The sequence below is a fragment of the Pseudomonas sp. O230 genome (assembly GCF_045447035.1).
Classification (GTDB): domain Bacteria; phylum Pseudomonadota; class Gammaproteobacteria; order Pseudomonadales; family Pseudomonadaceae; genus Aquipseudomonas.
The window spans coordinates 49,656-73,427 of sequence record NZ_JBJGXN010000017.1 but is presented as its reverse complement, the minus strand read 5'-3'; the positions used below and the strand labels follow the sequence as shown (position 1 = coordinate 73,427).

Genomic DNA, 23,772 nt, shown 5'->3' with positions numbered 1-23,772 from the left:
ACGTAATGGCGTTTGTGTAGTATCTGCCTCTCTTCCCACCTATATGAGGTGCCCGATGTCTAGCCGACACTCCCCATCCCCTACAAGAGCTGTCCTAGACCTGCAAAATGCACGTTCTCTTTTGGGAAGGCGGCTGAGCGTGCTGCTGCACGACCAGTACTATTTCAACAACGAGAAAGATCTGGGAGACATAGGTTCTCTAGAGTGGCGTTTTGGCGAGCGAGAAGTTCTATCCATGTATCTCTTGAGTGATGGCGAGAGAGTAGGCGCGGACTTGTTGCCTTCTGATACGCCGGCTTCCTTCGAGATAGAGCCGAACGTGACCTGCTCCTGGAAGAGGGAAAACCTGCTTGCAGGTCTATCAGCAACCCACCTCGAGAACACAAAAATTTGCGCAGTTGAGGGGATTCTTGACTCTTTCAACGGGCAAGAGCCTTGGCTGGCCGGATTCAGAGTTACGTTCGAGATCGGTGACTCATTGATCTACCTTAACCAGGGCGACGATGCCGTCGTATTGATTAATGCGCTACCGCCAGTAAGTGTAGGCCTCGAAACCCGCTTCGTTACCTCAATTTAATGACAGCTATGGGTCGGTTTCTGCCGGTCGCTACAGGCAGGAGTTGGCCGACTTCCGACTTCCGCAACTGACCCGAATCGACACCAGGCAATCATTTTCAATCGGCAGGGCACTTATCCAGGATTGCCGTGACAGTCAGGTTGTGTGGGCTAATGGCGACTTAGGCATCTCCACCAGCAACTGCCCAAACACGCTGGCCGCAGGTGTCTTTCCGGTGACACTCCAGACGAGTCGGAAATCAGCCTCCACCAGTGGTGGCAGGCCATATTGACCGTCAATCACAACCATGCCGGGCTCTAGGTCTTCCAGCGGTAGAGCGGTGACGGCAAGCCCCGCCAATACCGCTGCCCGCAGGCCTTGTTGGCTTGGCGAAGTAAAGGCGACTCGCCAATCCACGGTAGAACTTTTCAATGCCTCTACGGCCACCTGACGGTGCACGCAGGGCGCTGGTGCAAATGCCAGCGGCAAAGGCGCATCGCCGGTAAACTCAAAACTCTGTGCTGCGGCCCAGACAAACCGGGTTTCGCGCAGTACGGTACCGCCGGCCTGACTGCCTGGCAATGCCATGACCACGGCCAGATCGAGCCCATCGGCATCGACCAGCGCGCGTAGATCGAGGTAGGTGCCGACTGTTACATCCAGGCGTACTGCGGGAAATTGTCTGGCGAACCGAGACAGTAACGACGGCAGGCCGTCACCGATAAAGTTTTCCGGCGTACCGAAGCGCACGGCCCCGGATACCGATGACGTTTCGAAGCGCCGGGAGAGGGCGTCTTGAGCGTTGAGGACGTGTTCGGTATGACGTAGAAAATCTTCGCCATCTTCTGTCAGCGTCAAATGCCGGGTGTTACGTATCAGTAGTGTGGTGCCGGCCTGTTCCTCTAAGCGCCGGACCTGATGACTGATTGCTGACTGGCTCAAGTGCAGTCGCTCGGCGGCACGGGTGAAGCTACCGGTCTCGTTGATCGCGACAAAAGCGCGCAACAGCGCTGGGTCGAAGTCCATTAGCTCAACTCATGACGAATATTAATAAAACTTACGAAATTAAATCATTTCTGTCATTTATTAATTACTTCCAGAATGCGGTCGGTCACTTGGACTTGCGCCAGGTGACGCTGGCGAATCTAGTGTGTCGCTCCCCTGATGGCGTTCAGGGCGGTCTTGCCAGTGCCCATCAACTTGATCTGGAAGATCACGATGCCGTTCTCCTCGTCGCAAAAAGATGTTTTCACAATAGCCGCCGTTTGCTTGGCCTCATTGATGTTCGGTCTGGAAATCTCGAGTGTGCCGGTAATCCTTCCCACTCTTGAATCGATTCTGCGCAGCGATTTCAAAGAAATGCAGTGGATCATGAATGCTTACACCATCGCTTGCACCACGGTGCTGATGGCCATCGGCACACTGGCGGATCGGTATGGGCGCAAGCGGGTATTTATCATTAGCCTGGTGCTGTTTGGCATTACCTCTCTGGGCTGTGGATTCGCGCACAGCGCCAGCGTATTGATCGCAAGCCGATTCCTTCAAGGGATGTCCGGCGGCGCCATGCTGATCTGTCAGGTTGCAGTGCTGTCACACCGATTCCAGTCGGGAGCTGCGCGCGGTAGAGCTTTCAGTGCCTGGGGGATCGTGTTTGGCATCGGCTTGGGGTTCGGTCCGATTATCGGCGCTGCGATCGTGGCGTTGTCGAGCTGGGAATGGGTGTTCCTGGTGCATGGGCCAATTGCCGTGTTCGCGTTGGTGCTGGTGATCGTCGGTGTTGACGAGTCAGTCGATCCGCAGCGTCGCAGGCTGGATGTGTTGGGCATTATTTCGCTGTCGCTGGCAGTGTTAGGTCTTTCCTGGTTCATCACGCAGGGCGCGGGGACGGGTTTCTCCAGCGGTTCAGCCATCGCAAGCCTGGTTGTAGCCACCGTCAGTGTGATCGTCTTTGCTGCCGTGCAGCGCCGCCATGTCGATCCCATGTTCGACTTCTCGGTATTGCGCATTCGCCGATTCTCGGGTGCGTTGCTTGGGTCGGCAGGTATGAATTTCAGCTTCTGGCCATTCATGATTTACCTGCCTCTGTACTTTCAAAATGGCCTGGGCTACGCCAGTGTCGGCACCGGTCTGGCTCTGCTGGCCTATACACTGCCGACGCTGGTTATCCCCCCGCTAGGCGAACGGCTGGCGCTGCGCTATCGACCAGACGTAGTCATTCCCGCAGGCTTATTCACCATAGGTCTGGGGTTCCTGTTGATGAAATGGGGCAGCAGTGTCGCGCATGCCAGCTGGTTGACGATGCTTCCAGGCTGCCTGATCGCCGGGGTTGGACTGGGGCTGACCAACACGCCAGTCACCAATACAACCACCGGATCGGTGCCCAGTGAGCGTGCCGGCATGGCATCGGGAATCGATATCAGCGCTCGCATGATCAGTCTTGCAATCAATATCGCGCTCATGGGGTTCATCTTGGTGGAAGGTATTCTGTCTTCCCTGCGCAACCAGCTATCGGGCTCGTTCGATGACGGGCAACTGAGGTTGCTGGCGGAGAGTATTTCTGCCGGCAACACTGCCGTGTCCGCTCTGCCGGGCCAAGGGACTACGATTGCGATCGATGTCGCCAACGCGGCTTTGGCAAATGGGTTTGGCTGGGTGATGCTGTATGGCGGTCTTGCTGCATGGATGCTGGTGGCGGCGAGCTGGTGGGTCTTCCGTTCGGGCAAAGCCATTTATTCTCAGCCGTGACTGTAAACCGAAGGACGGCTTCTGGCCGATCTCTACCTGTCACGACAGACCGTTTCGATCCGAAGCTGCCGGTGGTGATTGGCAGCAAACGGCCCAGAGTGTGTAAAAACGCATTTGTACACTGTCGGCGCGAAGCGCCGACGGCTGTTAGCTGAGTAGTTGCTCACAACAAGCCCTGCGGATCATCACTTGGGCCTGGGAGCCCCCTGCGTTGCTTCTACCTTGCTGGGTGGTCAAAATAAAGACCTCTTCAGGCCGACAGTGCCTTCATTAAACTGCTGATACCGAGAATTTTCATGACCCGCTTCAGGTTGTAGGCAAGGACGTTCAAGCTCATCTCTGCACTTACTCCGTTCAGCTTTCGTGTCAGAAAATGCGTGGCGCCCATCCATTGTTTGAGCGTCCCGAAGGGATGCTCAACAGTCCGTTTTCGGACTCGCATCATCTCCGGTGCCTTGCTTAGCCGGGCCTGCATTTCCTCCAGTACAGCTTCATGTTCCCAGCGTCGAATTCGTCGTTCCGTGCTCGGGGTGCACCTCGATTTCATTGCGCAGCCCCTGCATTTCGAACTCCAGTAACGGTGCAGCGTTAGGCCTTTTTCAACGTTGGTATAGCGCCAGATCAGTGCTTCTCCGGCTGGGCAAATATATTCGTTTTTTGCCGCGCCATAGATGAAGGCATCATTATTGAAACGCCCCTCCGCTTTGGCTCCAGAGGTCATCGGCTTGGGCACATAGGCCGTGATGCCTGCATCGTGACAAGTCAGGATCTCTTCGCTTTTGAAGTAACCTCGATCAGCCACTACCGACAACGTTTCTGACGCGACAGCCTCGCGGGCCTGCATGGCCATCGAGCTGAGTTGATCGCGGTCGGAACCGACGTTAGTGACTTCATGTGCAACGATCAAATGGTGTTGGGTATCGACCGCTGTCTGTACGTTATAGCCGACGATTCCGGTGCCGCGTGTCATCATGGAACGGCTGTCTGGATCGGTCAGTGAGACCTGTTTATCCGGCGATTCATTGAGCTGGATTTCGATCGTTTGAAGCTCCTTCATTTGAGTTTTGAGCTTGGCGATTTTCTCTTCCAGCCGCACGGCACTGGGCTCGGAAGCTGTGGGTTCTTGCCGATCGGCAGCATCGAGTGCCACCAGGTAACGGTTGATACTCGATTCAATTTCTTCAATGCGCCGCTTCAGTTTGGCGCTGGTGAAATTGCGGTCGCGGTTGTTGACTGCTTTGAATTTACTGCCATCAATGGCGACCAGATGTTCTCCAAACAGTCCCAACTGCTGACACAGCATAACGAACTGGCGACAGACGCCTCGGATGGCCTTGCTGTTGTCTTTTCGGAAGTTGGCGATGGTCTTGAAATCCGGCATCAAACGCCCGGTCAACCACATCAGCTCCACGTTGCGTTGAGCTTCTCGTTCCAGCCGCCGGCTCGACTGAATGCGGTTGAGATAGCCGTAGATGTAGATCTTTAGCAGGATTGCGGGGTGGTAAGCCGGCCGTCCAGTATCGGCTGGAATGGCACCTTTAAAACCTAGATTGACCAAGTTGAGTTCGTCGACGAAAACGTCAACTACGCGTACCGGATTGGTATCGCTGACGTAGTCGTCGAGGCTTTCGGGAAGTAAGGTGCCTTGGCCTCGGTGTTCACCTTGGATAAAGCGCTTCATAGGCAATCCCCGCGATAAAATCCTCAGCAATCATAGCAAGGGATCACGGAGTCGTTTCTACATACGCCGGGGCAATCGCAGACACCAATGGATGCCTATATATAGACGGTCTGGGAGCAGCGACTCTATTGCTCAGCCTCAGGCTCCGAGATACCCTTTCTCCTCCTGACAGATAGGCACGGCCAACAAATCATGTCTACTTGCTATTCCATTCAAATCACGCCAGAAAGACCATTGCCGGCCTTCTATTGCATTGCTGAACATCTATGGGGAACCGGATGTGATGTTGACTCTGACGGTGACTGCGCAGGTTCAGATGATCGCCAATGGACGGAACTGACATTGTCGCTTCGCGGCACATCAGGAGAACGTATCGACATTGACCCGCTCTCGCTCATGCCTCTTACCCTCGTAATCCGTTCATCGCACGCCACCCTCTGCCAAAGAGCCGCCGACTACATCGTATCTGTTTCCAGAGGCACTATCGGCGCAGCTGTTAACGTCAAGACGGTATGAGTGCGGGGACACGAGGCTTATAGATTTCCGACAGGTGAAGAACCTAAAAGTGAAGCCCCTTGGCGTTTTTACACACTCTGGGCCAAAAGCAGTCTGTCGACAATAACAATTCTGCCTGTTTATTTGCGGCTACTAGGTTCAGGGCGCCTCTAAATATCTGATGCCTTCTAGGGATGCTGTCGTTGTTGAACGTTAAATGTCAAAAACTTGTCATGACCTAACGCACTTCTCCCACTGCAATTGCAGCCAAGCCAAAAAAGCCATGGGAAAGCCTTCGCTAGCTATGGCTGCGTGTCGCCTGATGATCTGCACCGTATCCAAGGTGCAGACAATGCCAAGTCGAACCAGTCTTCTGAATCAGCACTTCGTCAGTGTTACTGCCAATGCGATTTATCGCGGTTCAAGTAGCCAATTGCTGCATTGCGCACCGGCGTTCTAGGCAATTTGACGAGCGCAGTTCTCCCAGAATGGCTTGCGCAGCTCGGTTTTCAACACCTTCCCGACACTGGACAATGGCAACGATTCCCGGAACTCGACACTACGCGGAACCTTGTAACCGGCGATACATTCGCGGCAGTGGGCGATAACCTCCTGCTCGGAGATGCGTGCTCCAGGGTTGCAAACGATCACTGCGTGAACCGTCTCGCCCCACTTTTCGCTGGGAATGCCTATGACTGCAACTTGGGTAACGGCCGGAAGTCTGACGATGGCGTTTTCGACCTCGGCGGTATAGATGTTCTCCCCGCCACTCACGATCATGTCCTTCAGCCGGTCACAGATATAGACGAAGCCATCTTCGTCCATGTAGCCGCCATCGCCGGTGTGCATCCAGCCATTACGCAGCGCTTCGGCAGTGGCTTGCACGTTGTTCCAGTAACCGAGCATGACATTCGGCCCGCGTGCGACGATCTCCCCCACGGTGCCACGCGGCACCTCCCGATCTTCGGCATCGACGATACGGATTTCGACGCAATTGACCGGCACCCCCGCCGAGTACATCTTGCCGCTGCGCTGATGCTCCTCGCAGTGATACTCGGCATCGAGGATGCAGGCGAAGGGAGACAGTTCGGTCATGCCGTAGCCCTGGATGAAATCAGCTGCCGAAAAGGACTGGCGGGCCTGGTCGAGCAGTGCCGGGGAGATTGCCGAAGCGCCATAAGTGATTTTCCTGAGCGCGCTCAGATCAAGTTGGGCCGCAGCGGGATTGACTTCGCGCCAATCGAGGAGCATCTGCAGCATGGTCGGCGCCAGCCTGGTATTGCTGATTTGTTCCTGGCCGATGCATTCAAGTACCTCCTGCGGTTTGAAGGTCGGTAACACCACATGCGTACCGCCGCTAATGAACAGTGAGACCATTGCCGACAGATCGGCTATATGGAACATCGGCATGGCATGCAAGAAGATGGTCTCAGGTCCGATCCCTGTCTGGTCGAAAGTGGCCAGGGCTGATAACACGAGATTGTTATGACTGAGCATTACCCCTTTGGGGAAGCCCGTGGTTCCACCGGTATAAAAGACGCCCAGCAGCGCATCGCCACCACGAAGGGAATCTTCGACCGGTTCATACTGGGTGATCAGCATTTCGTAGTTGAGCATGCCCGGCGGAGTTTCGCCGTCGCCGGCATAAATCATCAGGCGCAGGGTTTTCGCAGCAGCGCTGATTTTTCCTGCCAGATCCAGGAAATTATCGTCGACGATCAGTACACAGGTTTCAGAATCGTCCAATGAATAGACGATTTCCGCAGCGCTCCAACGGATGTTCACCGGGTTGAGCACGGCATCGGCCCAAGGGACCGCCAGACAGTATTCGATGTACCGCTGCGAGTTCAGCGAAAGCATCGCCACCCGCTCGCCGCTGGTCACACCCAGGCCTTTTAGTGCGCCGGCCAGACGGGCGACTCGTTCGCCCAATTGGGCAAAGCTCAGACTACGACCCTGGTAACGAATGGCCGGTGTTTCGGGACGCTGTTGCATATGGCGATGCAACCCTTGGGTCAAGTACATCGAAATCTCCCGCCTTGTTTTTTAAAGAGTTGCAAGTTTCTTAACTGAAGGTTTGATCAAAACGTCTTGCTGGCACTGACCACTACAGTCGCCGTGCACACATCGGTGTAACCGTAGTAACTCGCGCACTCGCTCTTGGAAAGGTCCGTGTCGACGTAACTAAGGCCCCAGTTGATTCCAAATGCGCTGCGGGTCAGCTTGGCTTCCCATTCGCGATAATCACCACGGGCCTTGCCACTGTTTGACAAAAACACATCATCCTTGAAGTCGAAACGGCCATAGCGGACCTCCAACCCGACCTGATCCACAATTTCATGGCTGTACCCCAAGTAGGTGTAGAGCGTGTCCTGGTCTTTCCCGACAAAGTTCTTCAAGTCGTTGGAGTAGTAACTGCCGAACTTGAAGCCATAGGCTTTGAGAATGGCGTAGACCTCACTCATGTTCAATTGTGCTTCCTTGGCATAGGTGTACTTGAGATACCCCACATCAAGGCTGACATCGTCATTGAATGGAATGAAAAAGCCTGCGTAGTAATCTTGTTCCAGCCGCGTTTTCAGGTTCACCCCAAAGTCGACGTTTGAAGTCCATACGCCCGCATAGGCACCGCTGCTGTGTATCAATGTGGCCTCCAACTGCGCGGCCGGGTCACCCAGCGTCATCGACAGTCCGCGGCTACGGTAGTCGCTGACTACCTGCGGCTTCAGCTCCAGTTGCAAGTTGTCGGTCAGCGTCACGGCGCCCGCACCAAAGGGAAAAAGCGCGCAGCCGACAAGGGTCGTAATAGCAAGACGATGCATAGGTTGAATCCTGTTTATTATTATTGGCAGGCTAGGCTTCGCCCTCCCATGCCCCGAAGGGCAAAGGTCAGGCTGACGTTGGAGGATTACGGGTGGCTGTAAACTTCGCGCCCGGAAAAATAGGTCTTGAGTACCTGGGTGTCGGCGAGTTGCTCTTCAGGCACGTTGAATACATCGCGATCAAGAACAATCAGGTCAGCCTGTTTACCCGCGGTGACAGAGCCAATCTCTTTATCTAAACCGATCGCGCGGGCGGCGTTGCGGGTATAGGCATAGAACATCGTTTCCCGATCGATATCCTCATCCTTGTTGAGCACCCCCTTGGGGCCTTTGCGACTGATGGCCTGCCCAATAGCTTTCCAAGGATTGGGCGTACTGACCGGCCAGTCGCTGGCACCCGCAATGGTCGCGCCGTTTTTCAGCAGCGAACGCGCCGGGTACATGAACTGAAACTGCATTGCACTGATGTAGGGCTTCAGCAAATCAACGCTCAACTCATCCGCTGACGCCCAGTACAGCTGCATGGAAGCAATGACATTCAAGGGTTTGAAACGGGCGAATTCCTTGGGATTGACCATCTGCAAATGGGTGATCGAATGCGTCACGCCACTCTGTCTGTCATGCCTGGCCTGCTCGATCCCATTGAGCGCTTCGCGTACCGCCCGGTCGCCGATGGCATGCACATGCACCAGCCAGCCACGGGCGTCCGCGGCGCTGACCAGTTCACCGAAGTGAGCGGGATCGATCAACAACTCCCCGCCTTTCTTTGAATTCTTGTAGGGGGTGAGCAACGACGCGGTTTGTGCCGGAAATTCGGCGACGCCATCGGCAAAGATCTTGATGCCCGGCAGGCTGAGATTTTCGACGCCAAGGAACTGCTTCCTTACCTGATCCAGCACATCCAGATCCGCCGGCGCGCTTTTCGGATTGGCAACCATCAGCGCGGCTACCCGCAACTGAAGCTCACCTTTTTCCGATAGTGCTTTATAGACGGGCAACACCCCAAGCGTGTGCGCTGTGGGCTTGAAGTCGAACAGCCCATCGGCTGGCATGGCATTGGCCGCCGGGTCCATAAGGGCGGTGATGCCCAGGCTGTGGTTCAGGTCACGCGCCGCGCGGCCCGCGGCCATAAGTTGATCAAAGGTCGGCGCAGGCAATTGCGACATCACCGCAGACAAACCCGCGTCAGCCACGAAGCCGTTGGGGGTACTGTCCTCATGATGGCCGATGGTCGCCACGGCTTCGCCTTTAAGCGACTTGACCCGCTCGGCATCGATGCCTGCTCGCTTGAGCATCGCCGCGTTGGCCCAGCCGGTGTGATAATCCCAGCCGATGAAAGCAATCGGTGTATCGGCCCATTCGCCATGATTGAAGCGCTTTTCAAATTGAGCCACTTCACTCCAGTAAGTGGAGGGGAAACCACCGACCGCCAGACTGTCTCCGTGCCGCGCCTTGCCGTCGTCTCGCCACGCGCGCAAACGCTGCTCCAGTTCGTCGAAGGCCAACATCTGGCCCTCGAGATCTGCCGCCTTTAGCTTCACGCCGCCAAAGACCGCGTGGCTGTGGCTGTCAATGAAGCCTGGCATGACGACTTTACCCTGCAAATCCACCACTTGGGTCATGGCATCTTTGAGCGAAAGAATCTCGACATCACTGCCGACCTTGAGGATACGGCCATCGGCGACTGCGACCGCTTGTTGCAGCGGCTGACCCGGCTCAGCCGTGAACACCTTTGCGTTGTACAAGAGCAAGTCCACAGCCGCCATGCTTTCCATTGATGCAAAAGCGACCGCAATTGCCAGTGTCGTCCCGAGAACCTTCTTCATTGCCTGAACACCTTTTCTTATTAGAGTGTTCGGGAGACTATCCAAACGAGGCGATGTTAAGAATACCTAAACCCCGAAAGACATACTTTCCAGAAAGGTAAAAGCGAATGGACCAGCTTGGCGCTATCACTATGTTCGTCGCCACGGCAGATCAAGGCAGTTTTACGCGCGCGGCTTCGCATCTGGGCAAAACCACGTCGGCTCTGACCCGGGCGGTAACCCACCTTGAGACGGAATTGGGCACACGTCTTTTTGAGCGCTCTACCCGCCGAATTGCCCTGACCGAGGCCGGGCAGATCTATCTGGCAAGCGCTCGACAGGTGCTGTTTCAGCTACAGCAAGCCCGGGAAGATCTTGATCAGCTCCAGCAGGAGATGTGTGGCACCTTGCGAGTAGCGGCGCCACCGTCCTACGCTCCAGCGTTTCTGAATGCGGTGTGCTGCCGCTTTCTTGATAGGTACCCACAGATGCGTCTTGAGGTAGTTCTCACCGAAGAGTTCGTGGACCTGCTTGAGGGCAGCTACGATCTTGCTGTACGTGACGGACCTGTGGGGCCGGATCTGATCGCCCGACCACTGACCGTCAACCGTATCCGACTTTACGCAAGCCCACGATATCTGCAGCGCAAGCCTCTTGAAGTCATACCGCAAACGTTCGATCAACATGACTGGTTGATCTATCGACACCCTGCACTGAACCCGCATTACTGGTGGTTGACCCATGAAGGTGAACGCCGGCGCATATTGCAGCCTGTGCCTCGCCTATCTAGCGACAACTATGATCTTCTGCTTAATGCACTGCTGGATGGGCAGGGATTGCAATTTTGTCCACAGTGGAGTGCTGCTCCCTATTTGCGGCGTGGCGAACTGGTGCAACTGCTCCCCGATATAGGCCCGGATCCGGAGCAATTCGGTTCTACAGTCCATGTGATCTATCCGGCACACAGACGCCACACACGCAAACTCCTGGCTTTTATTGAATGTCTTGGTAACTACCTGGAAGAAGAGGCGCTGCATTAAAGGGGCAGCGAGGTACTGAACAACCGCGCTCTCTGGGAAGATTTTATGCCGGCCATCAGTGGATAGTCCCCGTGCATGACCGGATGCTATGGGTCGGATAACGAAGGTCTAGCATCGACCGCTGCAGTGGGTGGTTAAACTTCGGTCTGTTCCGCCATTTCTAGGGCATCACCCGCAAGCACCAGGCCGTCGTCGAGTGTCTTCGTGATTACTTGGGTAAGGATGCGCTTCATTGAGGTAGGCGCGTCGCTGGTTCCCAGTCAAACGTCCTCCGGTTCGGCGAACGCCATCAGCAAATCTTCAACCAAAGCTTGCTGTGCCTCACTTGGTTGGCGGGCACTATGGTTGGCCAAATGGAATTGCACGCTGAATTCAAAAGTCGCGGGACCTAGTACCTGCAACAGGCCTCGGGCTTGCCAAGGCGCAGCGACGTGGCGGGGCAGGTAGCCGATGTGCGCGCCAGACAGGATAAATGCCAGACTGCCTTCGACCTGCTCGGTGCTCACACTACTGTAGTTGGGCTTGAATGCTTCGACTGAGCTTGTGAAGCGGTAGGGGTGGAGCACTCCGTCACAGGCGCTCAACTGCATCTGGCCGGGGTGCGGAACACCGAATAACGGGTGCCCCTTACCGCAGTAGAGTCGTTGCTGTTCTTCGAACAGAGGATGGTAATTCAGAGCACTTTGCTGGCCGGAGAAGTAGCTGATGGCCAAGTGCAACTGGTTCTGCAACAGGCGCCGTTCCAACTCTGCCGGCATGGCACTGAGTAACTTGATCTGCACATCCTGGTTACGCTTGCGAAAACACCCGATGGCGTGCGAGATACGCTCGATCACCTTCGAGTCGAGGGCTTCGGACAGGCCGATAGACAGTTCGCCGAGCAGTTTGTCGGCCATCCCCTGGGCCTCGCTCTTGAATACTTCGATGGAAGAGAACAGGTTACGCGTGGCTTGCAGGACCAGCTCGCCCTTGGGGGTCAGGCGGAAGCCCGCCTTGCCGCGTTCGCAGAGACGATAGCCGAGGCGCGTTTCGAGTTTGGCCATCTGTGTGCTGATGGTCGACTGGCCGATCCTCAACTCACCCTGGGCGGCGCTGAAACCGCCGCATTCCACCACGCAGACGAACAAGCGCAGTAGTTGCAGATCAACATCGTGCACTTGATTGAACATGTAGCTCCAAACATTGATGGCGGTGAATGCCAAGGTAGCACACTTCATATTTATTCAAGATATGGCAGGGCATAGGATTCGCGCATCGATGCTAACCGAGGAGTTATGTCATGCGTGCCTTGATAGGTTTGTTCTGCTTGTGCTTGTGCTTTGGGGCTCAGGCCACCGATACGCAGTTGAGTATTTATACCTGGACCGAGTACATCCCCGATCAGGTGCTGCAGCGCTTCAAAAATGAGACTGGAATCGAAGTCAAACTCGACGTCTTCTCTAGCGCCGAGGAGCAAGACAGCAAGTTGCTCACTGGACACAGTGGTTACGATGTGGTTTTCCCCTCCACCAACTCGTTGGCGGTGGCGATTAAAGCAGGGGCGGTGCAACCCATCGAGCACGCGCAGCTTAGGCATTACGCCAACCTTGACCCAGATCTGCTGCTCAAGCTGACTTCCAGCGACCCTGGCAATCAGTATGGGGTGCCTTACGCTTGGGGTACGGTAGGCTTGGGCATCAATAAGCAGGCCGTGGCCAAACGGATTCCAGATGCCCCCTTGAACAGCCTCGATCTATTGTTCAAGCCTGAATATGCAAGCAAGCTCAAGGACTGCGGTATCGCCGTGCTGGATTCCCCGCAGGAAGTGATCAGTATCGTCCTCAACTACCTCGGCCACTCGCCCTACAGCACTGATGCGAACGAGCTGAAGCAGGCGCAGCAACTGCTGACCCAACTTCAGCCGAATCTGCGATATATCAACAGCAGTCGGCAGATTGACGACCTGGCCAAGGGGGACGTGTGTCTGACCTTGGTCTACAACGGCGACGCTGCGATAGCCGCTGCCCGAGCCAGTGAGTCCAAGCAGCCGTTCGAGGTGATCTATCGGATTCCGCGCGAAGGCACCCTGCTATGGTTCGATTCCATGGCCATTCCAGTGGATGCGCCGCACCCACAAGCCGCTCGTGCCTTCATCGACTTCATGCTGCGCCCGGAGTCCATTGCCGCGCTGACCAATTCCTTGTTCTTTGCCAACGCCAACAAGGCGGCCACGCCGTTGATCGATACGGCCGTGACGAGTGACCCAGATATCTATCCGTCTCAGGAAGTTCGCGACCGCCTGTTCAGCGAGCAGCTACTGCCGCTACGCGCCCAGCGCGATCGCACTCGTCTGTGGACCACGTTCCGCACCAAAATTTAAGGATTCCACCATGGAAGTATTTCAGGGTAACGACCTGGCCATCACCCGTGAAAGTCTGTACGGCACGCAATCTGAACCGACCTACGGCGGCATCACCAGTTTCATGCGCCGGCGTTATACGCGTGATTTGAACGGCGTCGATCTGGTCGTCAGTGGCATACCGTTCGACACCGCTACCAGCAATCGCCCGGGCACTCGCTTCGGACCAAGGGCAATCCGTGCTGCCTCAATCCAGTCGGCGTGGGAGCGCCCTTTCCCATGGGAGTTTGATCCACTCGATCATTTGGCTGTGATCGACTACGGCGATTGCAACTTCGACCATGGACAGCCGCAGAATACGCCCGCCGCCATCGAAGCGCATGCCGATCACATTCTGGCTGCGGGCTGCGGGATGCTGACGCTGGGTGGGGACCACTTTATTAGTTACCCATTGCTCATGGCCCATGCGAAGAGGCACGGCGCTTTGTCGCTCGTGCACTTCGACGCTCACAGTGATACCTGGCCAGATGCCGATGACAGCGAGCAGGGGATTCATCACGGCACTATGTTCTACCACGCCGCCCGCCAGGGCTTGGTCGATCCGGGTCGCTCTGTGCAGATCGGTCTTCGCACTACCAATGACGACACGATGGGCTTCCAGGTACTCGATGCCCGGCAAGTTCTCAGCAGTTCACCGAAGGCTATTGCCGAGCTGATTCGTGCGCGGGTAGGCGATAACCCGGTGTACCTGACCTTCGACATCGACTGTCTCGACCCGGCCTTCGCACCCGGTACGGGTACTCCGGTCTGCGGTGGATTGAGTACGCATCAGGCACTGGAAATCCTGCGTGCGTTGCGCGGTATTAACCTGGTCGGAATGGATGTGGTGGAAGTCTCGCCGCCTTACGACCACGCGGAAGTGACGGCGCTGGCCGGTGCGACCATCGCTATGGAAATGGTTTGCCTATATACCGCGCGGCACAAATTACCCGTCAGTTAAATCTGCACGACGAGTCAACTTTTGGAGCTCTTGGCATGAACAAGCAAGAAGAAATAGCGGCGTTGGCGATCCTTATCCATGACCTGCGTGAGCACAGGAAGTGCACTCTGATGGAGCTGGCGGAGAAAGTTGGCTGTACGGTCGATTTTCTTTCGCTAATCGAACGCGGTCTATCACGTCCAACTGTGGCGGATTTGACGGCGATCAGTGAAGCCCTCGGGGTGGCAACCACGTATTTCTATAGCTTGCCAAAACCCAAGAAATTGCCTTGGGTGACTCGACCGGATGAGCGACGGGCGCTGTATTTCGCCAATGGTATTACTGACGTTTTAGTCTCGCCGAAGCTATCAGCGCCTTTCTCCATGCTCGAAAGCCAGCTGGAGGCCGGTGCCAACAGTGGTGAGCGGTATATGAATGACGGCTCCGAGCAAGGCGGTTACATCCTGGAGGGAGAGTTGAAGTTATGGCTGGGCGATGACGACGAGCCAATCACCTTGTTCCCTGGAGACAGCTTTCAGTTGGCCCGCCACACCCTTTGTCGCTACGGCAACGTCACTGAACAAACGACCCGGGTCATTTGGGTTTACACCTGATGACACCTATAAAAAACGAAGGAAAAACAACTATGAATGCTGCCAGTGCAGACCTGTTGGTTGAAGTGCGTGCCTTCCGCCTGCGCAACCCGCAGGTCCGCTACGTCGACCTGATTGCCTTGGATATTCCGGGGCACTTTTACGGTAAACGTTACCCGGTAGACATGTTGGAAAAGGTTGCCGCCGGAAGCGCTCTGAAGCTGCCCCAAAACTGTGTGCTGCTAGGTGTGCAGGGTGGTTTGTTCAAAATCGGCGACTACTGCTTCAATGACGGTGACCCGGATGCTGTGCGCCGTCTGGTACCGGGTACGCTGAAGCTCGTAAGTTGGGAAGCGCAGCCGGTAGGTCAGATGCTGATTACCTCTGATGGCACGGCGACGCCTATCGAGTTCGAGCCGCGGGAAGTGCTCGTTCAGGTGCTGCAACGCCTGCGCACCAAAGGCATTCATCCGGTGGTGGCGTTCGAACTGGAGTTCTATCTGTTCGATAAAAAATTGCTCGATGGGCTGCCTCAATTTCCCCGTGATGAATGCTCGGACGATGGCGACGATCAGCCCAACATGCACATCGAGCGCCTATCGCGCTTTGCTCCGGTACTCGATGACATGGTCGAAACCGCACGGGCACAAGGTATCGACACTACCGTGATTACCGCTGAGCTCGGCCCTGGTCAGTTCGAAATCAATTTCGGCCATCTAGACGACGGTCTGCGTGCCGCGGACTGGGCTGCCTTGTTTTGCCGTAGCACCCGTGGAGTAGCGCTGAAACATGGTTACCGTGCCAGCTTTATGGCCAAGCCCTATCTGGAACATCCAGGTAGCGGCATGCACGTACACGTCAGCCTGTACGACGCTGATGGCAACAACTTATTGGCGGCCAACGAGCAACAAGCATTGCGCCACTCGGTAGCTGGATGCCTGGAGTTGCTGCCGTTTTGCATGCCGATTTTTGCTCCTAATCAAAATGCCTACCGCCGCCTGGGTGGCTCAGTAAATTCCGCAGCGCGTGCCAGTTGGGGTTACGAGGATCGTGATGCCTGCGTGCGTATTCCCGAATCGGACGCGAAGAACTTGCGCATCGAACACCGAATCGCCGGTGCCGACGCCAACCCGTACCTTGTGCTGGCCGCGATTCTGGTCGGTATGGAGCAGGGATTGGAGAATCGTCTCGACCCTATAGCACCGCTAAATGAAGACCGAAGCAGTGGCATTGATTTTCCTCTGGACATTCTCCATGGCGTTCGCGCCATGCAGCAACAGCGTCAAGTTCGCGAAGGGTTAGGGGCCGAGTTTGTCGACGTGTACTGCGAAAACAAACGCCAGGATCATTTAGCGCTCCAGCACGAAATCAGTGTCCGTGAATACCGCTGGTTTCTCTGATTTCGAGTGGTTACTGCTCGGTTTCAGCAACCCGGACCAATAGAACACTTTCAGGAGACAGCCATGAACAAAACCGTGCATACCCCCAAGACTCTGGAATGGCAGGCGCTAAGCGACAAGCATCACTTGGCACCGTTCAGCGACTATAAACAGTTGAAACAAACCGGCGCGCGGATAATCACCGAGGCCAACGGCGTGTATCTATGGGACAGCGAGGGCAATAAGATCCTTGATGCCATGGCCGGGCTTTGGTGCGTAGCCATCGGTTATGGTCGAGACGAGTTGGCAAAAGCTGCCAGTCATCAGATGAACGTACTCCCTTACTACAACACCTTCTTCATGACGGCACACCCGCCGGTGCTGGAATTGGCAAAGGTCATTGCAGAGTTGGCTCCTGCGCATATGAACCATGTGTTCTTTACTGGCTCCGGCTCGGAAGCGAACGACACCATGGTGCGCATGGTTCGTCACTACTGGGCGGTCAAAGGCCAACCAGAGAAGAAGGTCATCATCGGTCGTTTGAACGGCTACCACGGCTCCACCGTGGCCGGCGCGAGCTTGGGTGGCATGAAAGCTATGCATGACCAAGGTGGGATGATTCCGGACATCGTGCACATCGCACAGCCGTACTGGTTCGGCGAAGGTGGCGATATGAGCGCCGACGAATTCGGCACTTGGGCCGCGGACCAGTTGGAAAAGAAAATACTCGAGATCGGTATTGATAACGTCGCGGCCTTTGTTGCCGAGCCTATCCAGGGGGCGGGTGGCGTGATCATTGCGCCTGACACTTACTGGCCAAGGATTCGCGAGATTCTCGCCAAATACGACATCCTGTTCACCGCCGATGAGGTGGTCTGTGGTTTTGGTCGTACCGGCGAATGGTTCGGTAGCGACTATTACGGCATCAGCCCTGATTTTATGACAATCGCAAAGGGGCTGACCTCTGGTTACATCCCCATGGGCGGCTTGATCGTCAGCGACAAAGTGGCCGAGGTGCTTAACGAGGGAGGTGATTTCTATCATGGTTTCACCTACTCCGGGCACCCTGTATCGGCGGCAGTGGCACTGGAAAACATACGGATCATCCGCGACGAAAAGATTCTTGAGCGCGTTCGGGAAGAAACGGCTCCCTATCTGCAAAAGCGTTTGCGCGAACTGGAGGACCATCCACTCGTGGGTGAAATACGAGGGTTGGGAATGCTCGGAGCGATCGAGTTGGTGAAGAACAAGCACACACGCGAACGTTTCGAGTCCAATGGGGTGGGCATGATTTGCCGCAACCATTGTTTCAACAATGGCCTGATCATGCGCGCAGTCGGGGAGACCATGGTAATCGCACCACCGCTGGTGATCAGCAAATCCGAAATCGACGAGCTGATAGCGAAGGCGCGTCTGTGCCTGGACCTCACCTATAAAGAAGTTCTTGTTTGAATAATTAAAGATTAGTGCGGGCTGTACTTTATAGCACGCTGAGATAACGCACCTTTCTCTCTGATACGCACAATCAACTTTAATAAACTTTTTCACCTTCAAGAAAATGAGAACTCCTATGAAATATAAAAAACTGTTCAGCCCGTTACAAAGTGGTGATCTTACCCTTAAAAATCGCATTATTATGGCGCCGCTAACTCGCATGCGGGCAGGAGAAGATTTTTCTCCGACTGAGCTAAATGCTGAATATTACGCACAACGTGCTAGTGCGGGACTTATTATTACCGAGGCAACGCAAATCTCACAGCAAGGGCAAGGATATTTGAATACGCCTGGTATTTATACCGACCAACATGAAGCCGCCTGGAAACGAGTAGTTGATGGCGTGCATGCCAACGACGGTAAGATTGCGCTGCAACTCTGGCATGTCGGTCGCATTTCTCACAGCAAGCTGCAGCCGGGCGAAACACTACCCGTTGCGCCCTCCGCCGTTCCAGTCACAGAGTCAACTTCGAGAATACCGAAAGATGGAGGTTTTGAACGAGTCTTGTGCGATGGCCCAAGAGCTTTAACTCTCGACGAAATTCCGGGCATTGTGAATGATTACACCAATGCTGCAATTCGAGCCAAGCGCGCGGGGTTTGATGCTATTGAAATCCACTCGGGCAACGGCTATTTACTAAACCAATTTTTATCAACCAATACCAACCATCGTAATGACATCTACGGAGGCAGCCTGGAGAATAGGGCGCGAATCTTGCTCGAAGTCATTGATGCAGCGACTTCCATATATGGTGCCGGACGTATAGGCGTGCGCTTAACCCCTAACGGCATCTTCAATGAAATTCAAGATACTGATGCTGAAGAAATGACTGAGTATTTGGCCCGTGCGTTTAGCCAGCGCGGGTTGGCCTATCTGCATATTGCTGAACCAGATTGGGCAGGAGGAGAACCGCTGACTGATACATTCAGACAGGAAATCAGGAAAAACTTCACAGGAAGCCTGTTTTTCTGCAGCCACTACACTGCCGAAAGAGCAGATAAACTGTTGTGTGAAGACATTGCAGACGCTGTTGCTTTTGGAAGGCTTTTTCTCGCGAATCCAGATCTCCCCGAGCGTTTTCGACTGAATGCTCCATTGAATGAACCAGACAGTTCTACATTTTATTGTGGTGGGGCCGAAGGGTATACGGATTACCCAGCGCTATAAGTTAACAACCAGCAAAGCTACTTTTCAGGCTTGAAATAATAGTTTCCGTATTGGCGTAGCCTGAGAAATATCTGAGATATTTCGGAGGAACATATATTTATGAAACCTCATCCTGGGGACTTCCGCATACGAACTCTGCACGCCGAGTGTCACAAAGACTTTGAACAAAATTTCGGGTTCAGCATCCTCGAAATAGCGGACGAACGTACAGGGAAGGACGAAATGATGCAGAAGGTAACCCCTTGGAAACGACGTCTTCTGACCTGCGACAGCGGCTTGAACGGAACTGAATGAGCTCGGAATCCTCTGTCGACAACTGACGATTCTGGAGAGCTCATATCGGCCGAAAGCTATTCTTCACGAAGGGCAGCTTTGGGTCGACTGGAGCCCTAGGCGACAGGCAGCTATGGGTCGTTTTCAGTCGGTCGCGACAGGCAGAAATTGGCCGTTTTTTGCCTGTCACGAATGATCAGTTTGGCTCGAAAGCTACTTGCTCCGCTATTGCAGCGGAACATACACATCTGTTTGCCATTGATCCTGTGGTGTCTCAGGATGGACGCTCAGGTAATTGAAGAATAGCGGCTGGTCACGAAGTTCCTCACCACTGGCAGGAAGCCAATCGCGGTAAATCGGATAGATTGTTTCGCCGATGTGATCCGGTGACCCCGCGTGTCGCACCACGACGTAGCGACCGGCAGGAATGACGATCTCGTGCACGCCGAACTCATTCGGCGCCACGGCCTCGTGAATCTCGCCGCAGATTGCGAAGCGGAATGCTTGTGGAGGTGTCGTATCGGGGTTGCTATAGGGAATGCCAAAGGTGCGACTCGATGCCACCGGCGACTGTCCGCTCTGCATACGCCACTCGATGAACGTGCGCACGCTCTCATTGACGAGCCCGGCTGGTCCGCAGTGCTCAAGCGCTGCTACCTTGACTTCAGGGAAATCTATGATTCGTACTTGCATGATGATAGTCCTGGAAAAGTGAGGGATTGCGAATACCGCATTCCAGACCTGCCAGTTCGGTTCCTTCCTGAACGCACTCGGCGACATACCGAACGCCCGCCTGAACGCCCTGCAAAATGCCTCGGGGCTTTCAAAGCCGGCATCGAGTGCGGCGTCCAGTACCGAGTGATCAGCGAGGGCGGCTAGTCTATGTGCCGCGCGTCGTAGTCGCATCAGTTGCACATAACGTGAGACAGGCACTCCTACGAACGCGGTGAATTGTCGATGGAAGTGAAACGCCGAAAAGTTCGCCACATGGCTCAACGTCTTCACCGACAGGTCACCTTCAAGATTGGCATCAATGTAGGCGAGTACGGCGTTGAAGCGTTTTGTGTAAGCGAAATTGGTCGGCATGTCAGACACTGGAAAAAGCTCCTGGAGGTACGGTCGGCAATAGAGTCGACTATAGCGGCGTGAACGCGCCTAGCCGCGTTTGCTCAAGGCACGTTTTGAGTTAGCCAATACGATCTCTTCCAAGGCGATGTAAAGGTCGGGGGTATTTCAGGTGTCCACTTCTGGCCGTTCTCTGCTGGTCATGGTTACGAAGCGTGCTGGTCAAGTCCGATGCAAATGACTGGTCAGGTCGAATGCAAACGGGTGGTCAAGTCAGTGCAATTACCCCGTTAATGGGGGGATTAAGGAAAAAAGGTGACAGATCTATTTAATAAATAGGTCTGTCACCTTTTTGATTTAATGCTGTGTCACCGGCCTTGATGGTTTCTGCGATGTAAGCAGCCATTATCTTCGGGCTGTCGAGAAAGCGGAAAGCTGAGTGAATACTTGTGCCAAAAGTATCGAGGTAGAGGATAGGCATAGCCCAAATGGCGTTTCTATTAGGTTATTGAAGCTCTTCCAGCTGAGTCGCTATGAGGTAATAAAAACCCGCATCACACGCGGGTTTTTTTGCTTTGAATTCGGTCATTAACCTTTGGACGTATCAAACCCACGCTGCTCAATCACTCGAAACACATCGCCGACATCCCGGAGCAGGATCAAGGCGATGTTGGTGACGGTGTTGATGTCGTTTTCGGCGTAGTCCGGCAGGCTGGTGCAGGCCATGAGGTTGAGGTATTTGAGGACGGCGTTGAGGCGTTCGCTGACGCAGTTGTGCAGTTCGCGGAGGGGGGCGTCGCTGTCGATGAGGAGGACGGGGTAGTCGGTGGCGAATTGGGACATGGGTGTGAAGCTGTGAGACGGATTGTTCATTGGCATAGATAAATCTTCCTCGTATTTGAAAGAAGAGCTGCCGCCGTTCGCTGCGAAACGAATTGGGTGGTAGCTGTGTGCGGGTTCGCAGACCAAGGATACGAGGAGCCCGGCAGACCCGAAGGTCTCCCACACACAGCCACCATAAAACGGGTTTCGGACACTGTTGCGACCGTCATTCCATTTATGGTGCTGCGTTCTACACGTATCTTAAGGGCTGCGAAACCCCAGTCGCTGACTTGTATCTGCGACTGGCCGAACTATAGGCGCCCATTTTGGCGCTCACAACCGGGCTGTAGGACGCTTTCGCGGTTGTTGCGGCAAGGCTGAATGCCACTGTTTTCCGGCTTGTCACGGTGATTCGGGACATGCGGAGTGCCTTGGGAAATGGGGTGCAGGTTTTGGGGCCGCTTCGCAGCCCAGCGGGGATAAATCCCCTCGCCACAAAGGGTAAATTCCTACGAAATTTTCGGACTTCAGTTTTGAAGTCGAGTGGCCAGAAACGACGAAGCCCCAATCATTGGGGCTTTGTCATTTCAAACTGGGGTGTTTTCCAAACTGCTATCGCGGCTCCCCCGACATCATTGTCCAGCCTGCGGCGAATGCGGATTGTGATCGGTGTGTTTCGGGCCGGCCACTGCCCACGCGATCAGCCCCAACAGCGGCACAAACACGATCACCACCATCCATACGAGTTTGTTGCTGGATTTGCCTTCGGCTTTGCGCACTTTGTTGATTGCCCATAGCTCAACCAGCACGAGAACTGCGGCGATTACGATCCAGATGGTTTCTGTTTGCACGGGTTACCCTCCTGATGGTTTTACAGTTAGGTGGGCAGCGGGTGGTGGGGTTCATTAATTTTTGAGACTTCCCGGGTGTTGTGGATGACTTGCTGATGGGTCAGCTAACGAGTAGGTCGGCAAGCCGGTCTCGCTCCCACAGGGGGAGCGTGTCGTGCCCTCACTATAAGAACGCCAGGCGGGCTTAATTATTGACCTGCTGATTCCTCCCATACACATCTTCCAAGCGCTGAATATCGTCCTCACCCAAATAACTCCCGGACTGCACTTCAATCACTTCCAACGGAATTTTCCCGGGATTGGCCAGCCGATGCACCGAAGCAATCGGAATGTAGGTGGACTGGTTTTCCGTCAGCAGAAACACCTTGTCGTTGCACGTCACCTGGGCGGTGCCGGAGACGACGATCCAGTGTTCGGCGCGGTGGTGGTGCATTTGCAGGGACAGTTGCGCGCCCGGTTTGACGGTGATGTGTTTGACCTGGTGGCGGATGCCGTTGTCCACCGAGTGGTAACTGCCCCAGGGACGATACACCGCGCAGTTGTTCTGGGTTTCCGAGCGACCCTTGGCGTCGAGCGCATTCACCAGTTTTTTCACGTCTTGCACGTTGTCGCGGTTTGCGACCATCAGTGCGTCCTCGGTTTCTATCACGACCAGGTTTTCCACTCCGAGCAGGGTCACCAGTTTGCTGCTGCCATGTACGAAGCAGCTGCGGCTGTTGTAGCTGACGACATCGCCTTTGAACACGTTGCCATCGGTGTCCTTTTCGTGCACATCCCACAGCGAAGACCAGCAACCGACGTCACTCCAGCCGGCGCTGAGCGGTACGACCCAGGCGCGGCTGGTGTGCTCCATCACCGCGTAATCGATGGAATTGTCCGGGCAGCATTCAAAGGTGACGCGATCGATGCTGGTCACGCCTTCGTTGCTGGGGCTGCGTTCCAGGGCCATCACGCAGGTGTCGTACATGTCCGGTTCGTGAGTGCGCAGTTCTTCGAGGTAGCGGCTGGCACGGAACAGGAACATGCCGCTGTTCCAGAAGTATTCGCCGGAGCGGACAAATTCGGCGGCGGTTGGCGCGTCGGGTTTTTCGATAAATTGCTCGACCTTGAAGGCGCTGGCGTCGGCATCGCTGCAATCGGCCTTGATGTACCCAAAGCCGGTTTCCGGACGCAGCGCCGGAATGCCGAACAGCACGAGATTGCCTTTGAGCGCTTCCTCCTGCGCGATTCCCAATGTGGCGCGCAAGGCGGGAACGTCGCCGATCACATGGTCGGCAGGCAGCACCAGCATGAGCTCATCGCGGCCTTCGGCGATCAGTTTGAGGGCTGCTAATGCCACCGCCGGTGCGGTGTTGCGACCGAAGGGTTCGAGCAGGATCGCCTGCGGCGTGCAGCCGATGGCGGCGAGTTGTTCGTTGACGAGAAAGCGATGCTCCTGATTGCACACCACGATCGGCTTGCCAATACCCTCGAATTCCAGGCGCTGCAGGGTTTGCTGGAATAGCGATCCTTCGCCGGCCAGGCTCAGGAACTGTTTGGGGTACAACTTGCGCGACAGCGGCCACAACCGTGAACCACTGCCGCCGGACAGAATGACTGGAATCATTTTCTTGCCTCCCGCACCTTCATCATTCGATATGAAGGCGCTTCGAACAGCGAAGGACTG

At 55.1% G+C, this 23,772-nt stretch carries 19 protein-coding genes; 9 read left to right on the top strand and 10 right to left on the bottom strand.

The genetic code is table 11. The features are described from left to right. Positions 1–139: 139 nt before the first annotated feature. The gene (locus ACI77H_RS29215) at positions 140–577 is read left to right on the top strand and encodes a hypothetical protein (protein ID WP_407015330.1); all 438 of its coding nucleotides are present in this window, start codon (positions 140–142) and stop codon (positions 575–577) included. A gap of 135 nt (positions 578–712) precedes the next feature. Here ACI77H_RS29215 and ACI77H_RS29210 read toward each other — a convergent pair whose 3' ends face one another. Continuing rightward, entirely contained in the window at positions 713–1,582 is an 870-nt protein-coding gene (locus ACI77H_RS29210; protein WP_407015329.1) for a LysR family transcriptional regulator, read from the bottom strand. 192 nt (positions 1,583–1,774) lie between these two features. Here ACI77H_RS29210 and ACI77H_RS29205 point away from each other — a divergent pair, with 192 nt between their 5' ends. Beyond that, the gene (locus ACI77H_RS29205) at positions 1,775–3,301 is read left to right on the top strand and encodes an MFS transporter (protein WP_407015335.1); all 1,527 of its coding nucleotides are present in this window, start codon (positions 1,775–1,777) and stop codon (positions 3,299–3,301) included. A gap of 250 nt (positions 3,302–3,551) precedes the next feature. Here the strand turns inward: ACI77H_RS29205 and ACI77H_RS29200 are convergent, their stop codons facing one another. From ACI77H_RS29200 to ACI77H_RS29185, 4 genes are all read right to left on the bottom strand, one after another. Next, the gene (locus ACI77H_RS29200) at positions 3,552–4,982 is read right to left on the bottom strand and encodes an IS1182 family transposase (protein WP_407015327.1); all 1,431 of its coding nucleotides are present in this window, start codon (positions 4,980–4,982) and stop codon (positions 3,552–3,554) included. Positions 4,983–5,933: 951 nt separating this feature from the next. Further along, positions 5,934–7,502: a long-chain-fatty-acid--CoA ligase gene (locus ACI77H_RS29195; RefSeq protein ID WP_407015326.1), complete on the bottom strand. Its 1,569-nt coding sequence runs from the start codon at positions 7,500–7,502 to the stop codon at positions 5,934–5,936. A gap of 56 nt (positions 7,503–7,558) precedes the next feature. Further along, positions 7,559–8,299 carry a TorF family putative porin gene (locus ACI77H_RS29190; protein WP_407015325.1) on the bottom strand — a complete coding sequence of 247 codons (741 nt, stop codon included), beginning with the start codon at positions 8,297–8,299 and terminating at the stop codon, positions 7,559–7,561. A gap of 86 nt (positions 8,300–8,385) precedes the next feature. Further along, positions 8,386–10,125 (bottom strand): amidohydrolase, encoded by a 1,740-nt coding sequence (locus ACI77H_RS29185; RefSeq protein WP_407015324.1) that lies wholly within the window; start codon positions 10,123–10,125, stop codon positions 8,386–8,388. Between the two features lie 107 nt (positions 10,126–10,232). Between ACI77H_RS29185 and ACI77H_RS29180 the strand changes: the two genes are divergently transcribed. Next, positions 10,233–11,144, top strand: coding sequence for a LysR family transcriptional regulator (locus ACI77H_RS29180; protein WP_407015322.1), 912 nt, complete (start codon positions 10,233–10,235; stop codon positions 11,142–11,144). Between the two features lie 260 nt (positions 11,145–11,404). Here ACI77H_RS29180 and ACI77H_RS29175 read toward each other — a convergent pair whose 3' ends face one another. Beyond that, complete coding sequence (locus ACI77H_RS29175; protein ID WP_407015320.1) at positions 11,405–12,313, bottom strand: LysR family transcriptional regulator; 909 nt, start codon at positions 12,311–12,313, stop codon at positions 11,405–11,407. 110 nt (positions 12,314–12,423) lie between these two features. On the opposite strand from ACI77H_RS29175, the gene ACI77H_RS29170 reads away from it, so the two are divergent. The 6 genes from ACI77H_RS29170 (at position 12,424) to ACI77H_RS29145 (ending at position 19,095) form a co-directional block, all read left to right on the top strand. Continuing rightward, positions 12,424–13,503, top strand: coding sequence for an extracellular solute-binding protein (locus ACI77H_RS29170; protein WP_407015319.1), 1,080 nt, complete (start codon positions 12,424–12,426; stop codon positions 13,501–13,503). Positions 13,504–13,513: 10 nt separating this feature from the next. After that, positions 13,514–14,482, top strand: a complete 969-nt coding sequence (speB, locus tag ACI77H_RS29165) for an agmatinase (RefSeq protein ID WP_407015318.1) — start codon at positions 13,514–13,516, stop codon at positions 14,480–14,482. A gap of 35 nt (positions 14,483–14,517) precedes the next feature. Beyond that, positions 14,518–15,075 (top strand): helix-turn-helix domain-containing protein, encoded by a 558-nt coding sequence (locus ACI77H_RS29160; protein ID WP_407015317.1) that lies wholly within the window; start codon positions 14,518–14,520, stop codon positions 15,073–15,075. Between the two features lie 32 nt (positions 15,076–15,107). Next, the gene (locus ACI77H_RS29155) at positions 15,108–16,454 is read left to right on the top strand and encodes a glutamine synthetase family protein (RefSeq protein ID WP_407015315.1); all 1,347 of its coding nucleotides are present in this window, start codon (positions 15,108–15,110) and stop codon (positions 16,452–16,454) included. A 63-nt stretch (positions 16,455–16,517) separates the two neighbouring features. Then, on the top strand, positions 16,518–17,885 hold the full coding sequence (locus tag ACI77H_RS29150) for an aspartate aminotransferase family protein (RefSeq protein WP_407015314.1): 1,368 nt from the start codon (positions 16,518–16,520) through the stop codon (positions 17,883–17,885). A 118-nt stretch (positions 17,886–18,003) separates the two neighbouring features. Beyond that, on the top strand, positions 18,004–19,095 hold the full coding sequence (locus ACI77H_RS29145; protein WP_348131587.1) for an alkene reductase: 1,092 nt from the start codon (positions 18,004–18,006) through the stop codon (positions 19,093–19,095). 498 nt (positions 19,096–19,593) lie between these two features. Here ACI77H_RS29145 and ACI77H_RS29140 read toward each other — a convergent pair whose 3' ends face one another. The 4 genes from ACI77H_RS29140 to ACI77H_RS29125 all read right to left on the bottom strand — a co-directional run bounded on the left by ACI77H_RS29140 (position 19,594) and on the right by ACI77H_RS29125 (position 23,712). Next, positions 19,594–20,463, bottom strand: coding sequence for a GyrI-like domain-containing protein (locus ACI77H_RS29140; protein ID WP_407015313.1), 870 nt, complete (start codon positions 20,461–20,463; stop codon positions 19,594–19,596). A 558-nt stretch (positions 20,464–21,021) separates the two neighbouring features. Then, positions 21,022–21,312: a fructose-bisphosphate aldolase gene (locus tag ACI77H_RS29135; RefSeq protein ID WP_407015312.1), complete on the bottom strand. Its 291-nt coding sequence runs from the start codon at positions 21,310–21,312 to the stop codon at positions 21,022–21,024. Between the two features lie 575 nt (positions 21,313–21,887). Beyond that, positions 21,888–22,106, bottom strand: a complete 219-nt coding sequence (locus ACI77H_RS29130; protein WP_407015311.1) for a PLD nuclease N-terminal domain-containing protein — start codon at positions 22,104–22,106, stop codon at positions 21,888–21,890. Positions 22,107–22,290: 184 nt separating this feature from the next. Then, positions 22,291–23,712 carry a mannose-1-phosphate guanylyltransferase/mannose-6-phosphate isomerase gene (locus tag ACI77H_RS29125; protein ID WP_407015310.1) on the bottom strand — a complete coding sequence of 474 codons (1,422 nt, stop codon included), beginning with the start codon at positions 23,710–23,712 and terminating at the stop codon, positions 22,291–22,293. Between the last annotated feature and the right edge of the window lie 60 nt (positions 23,713–23,772).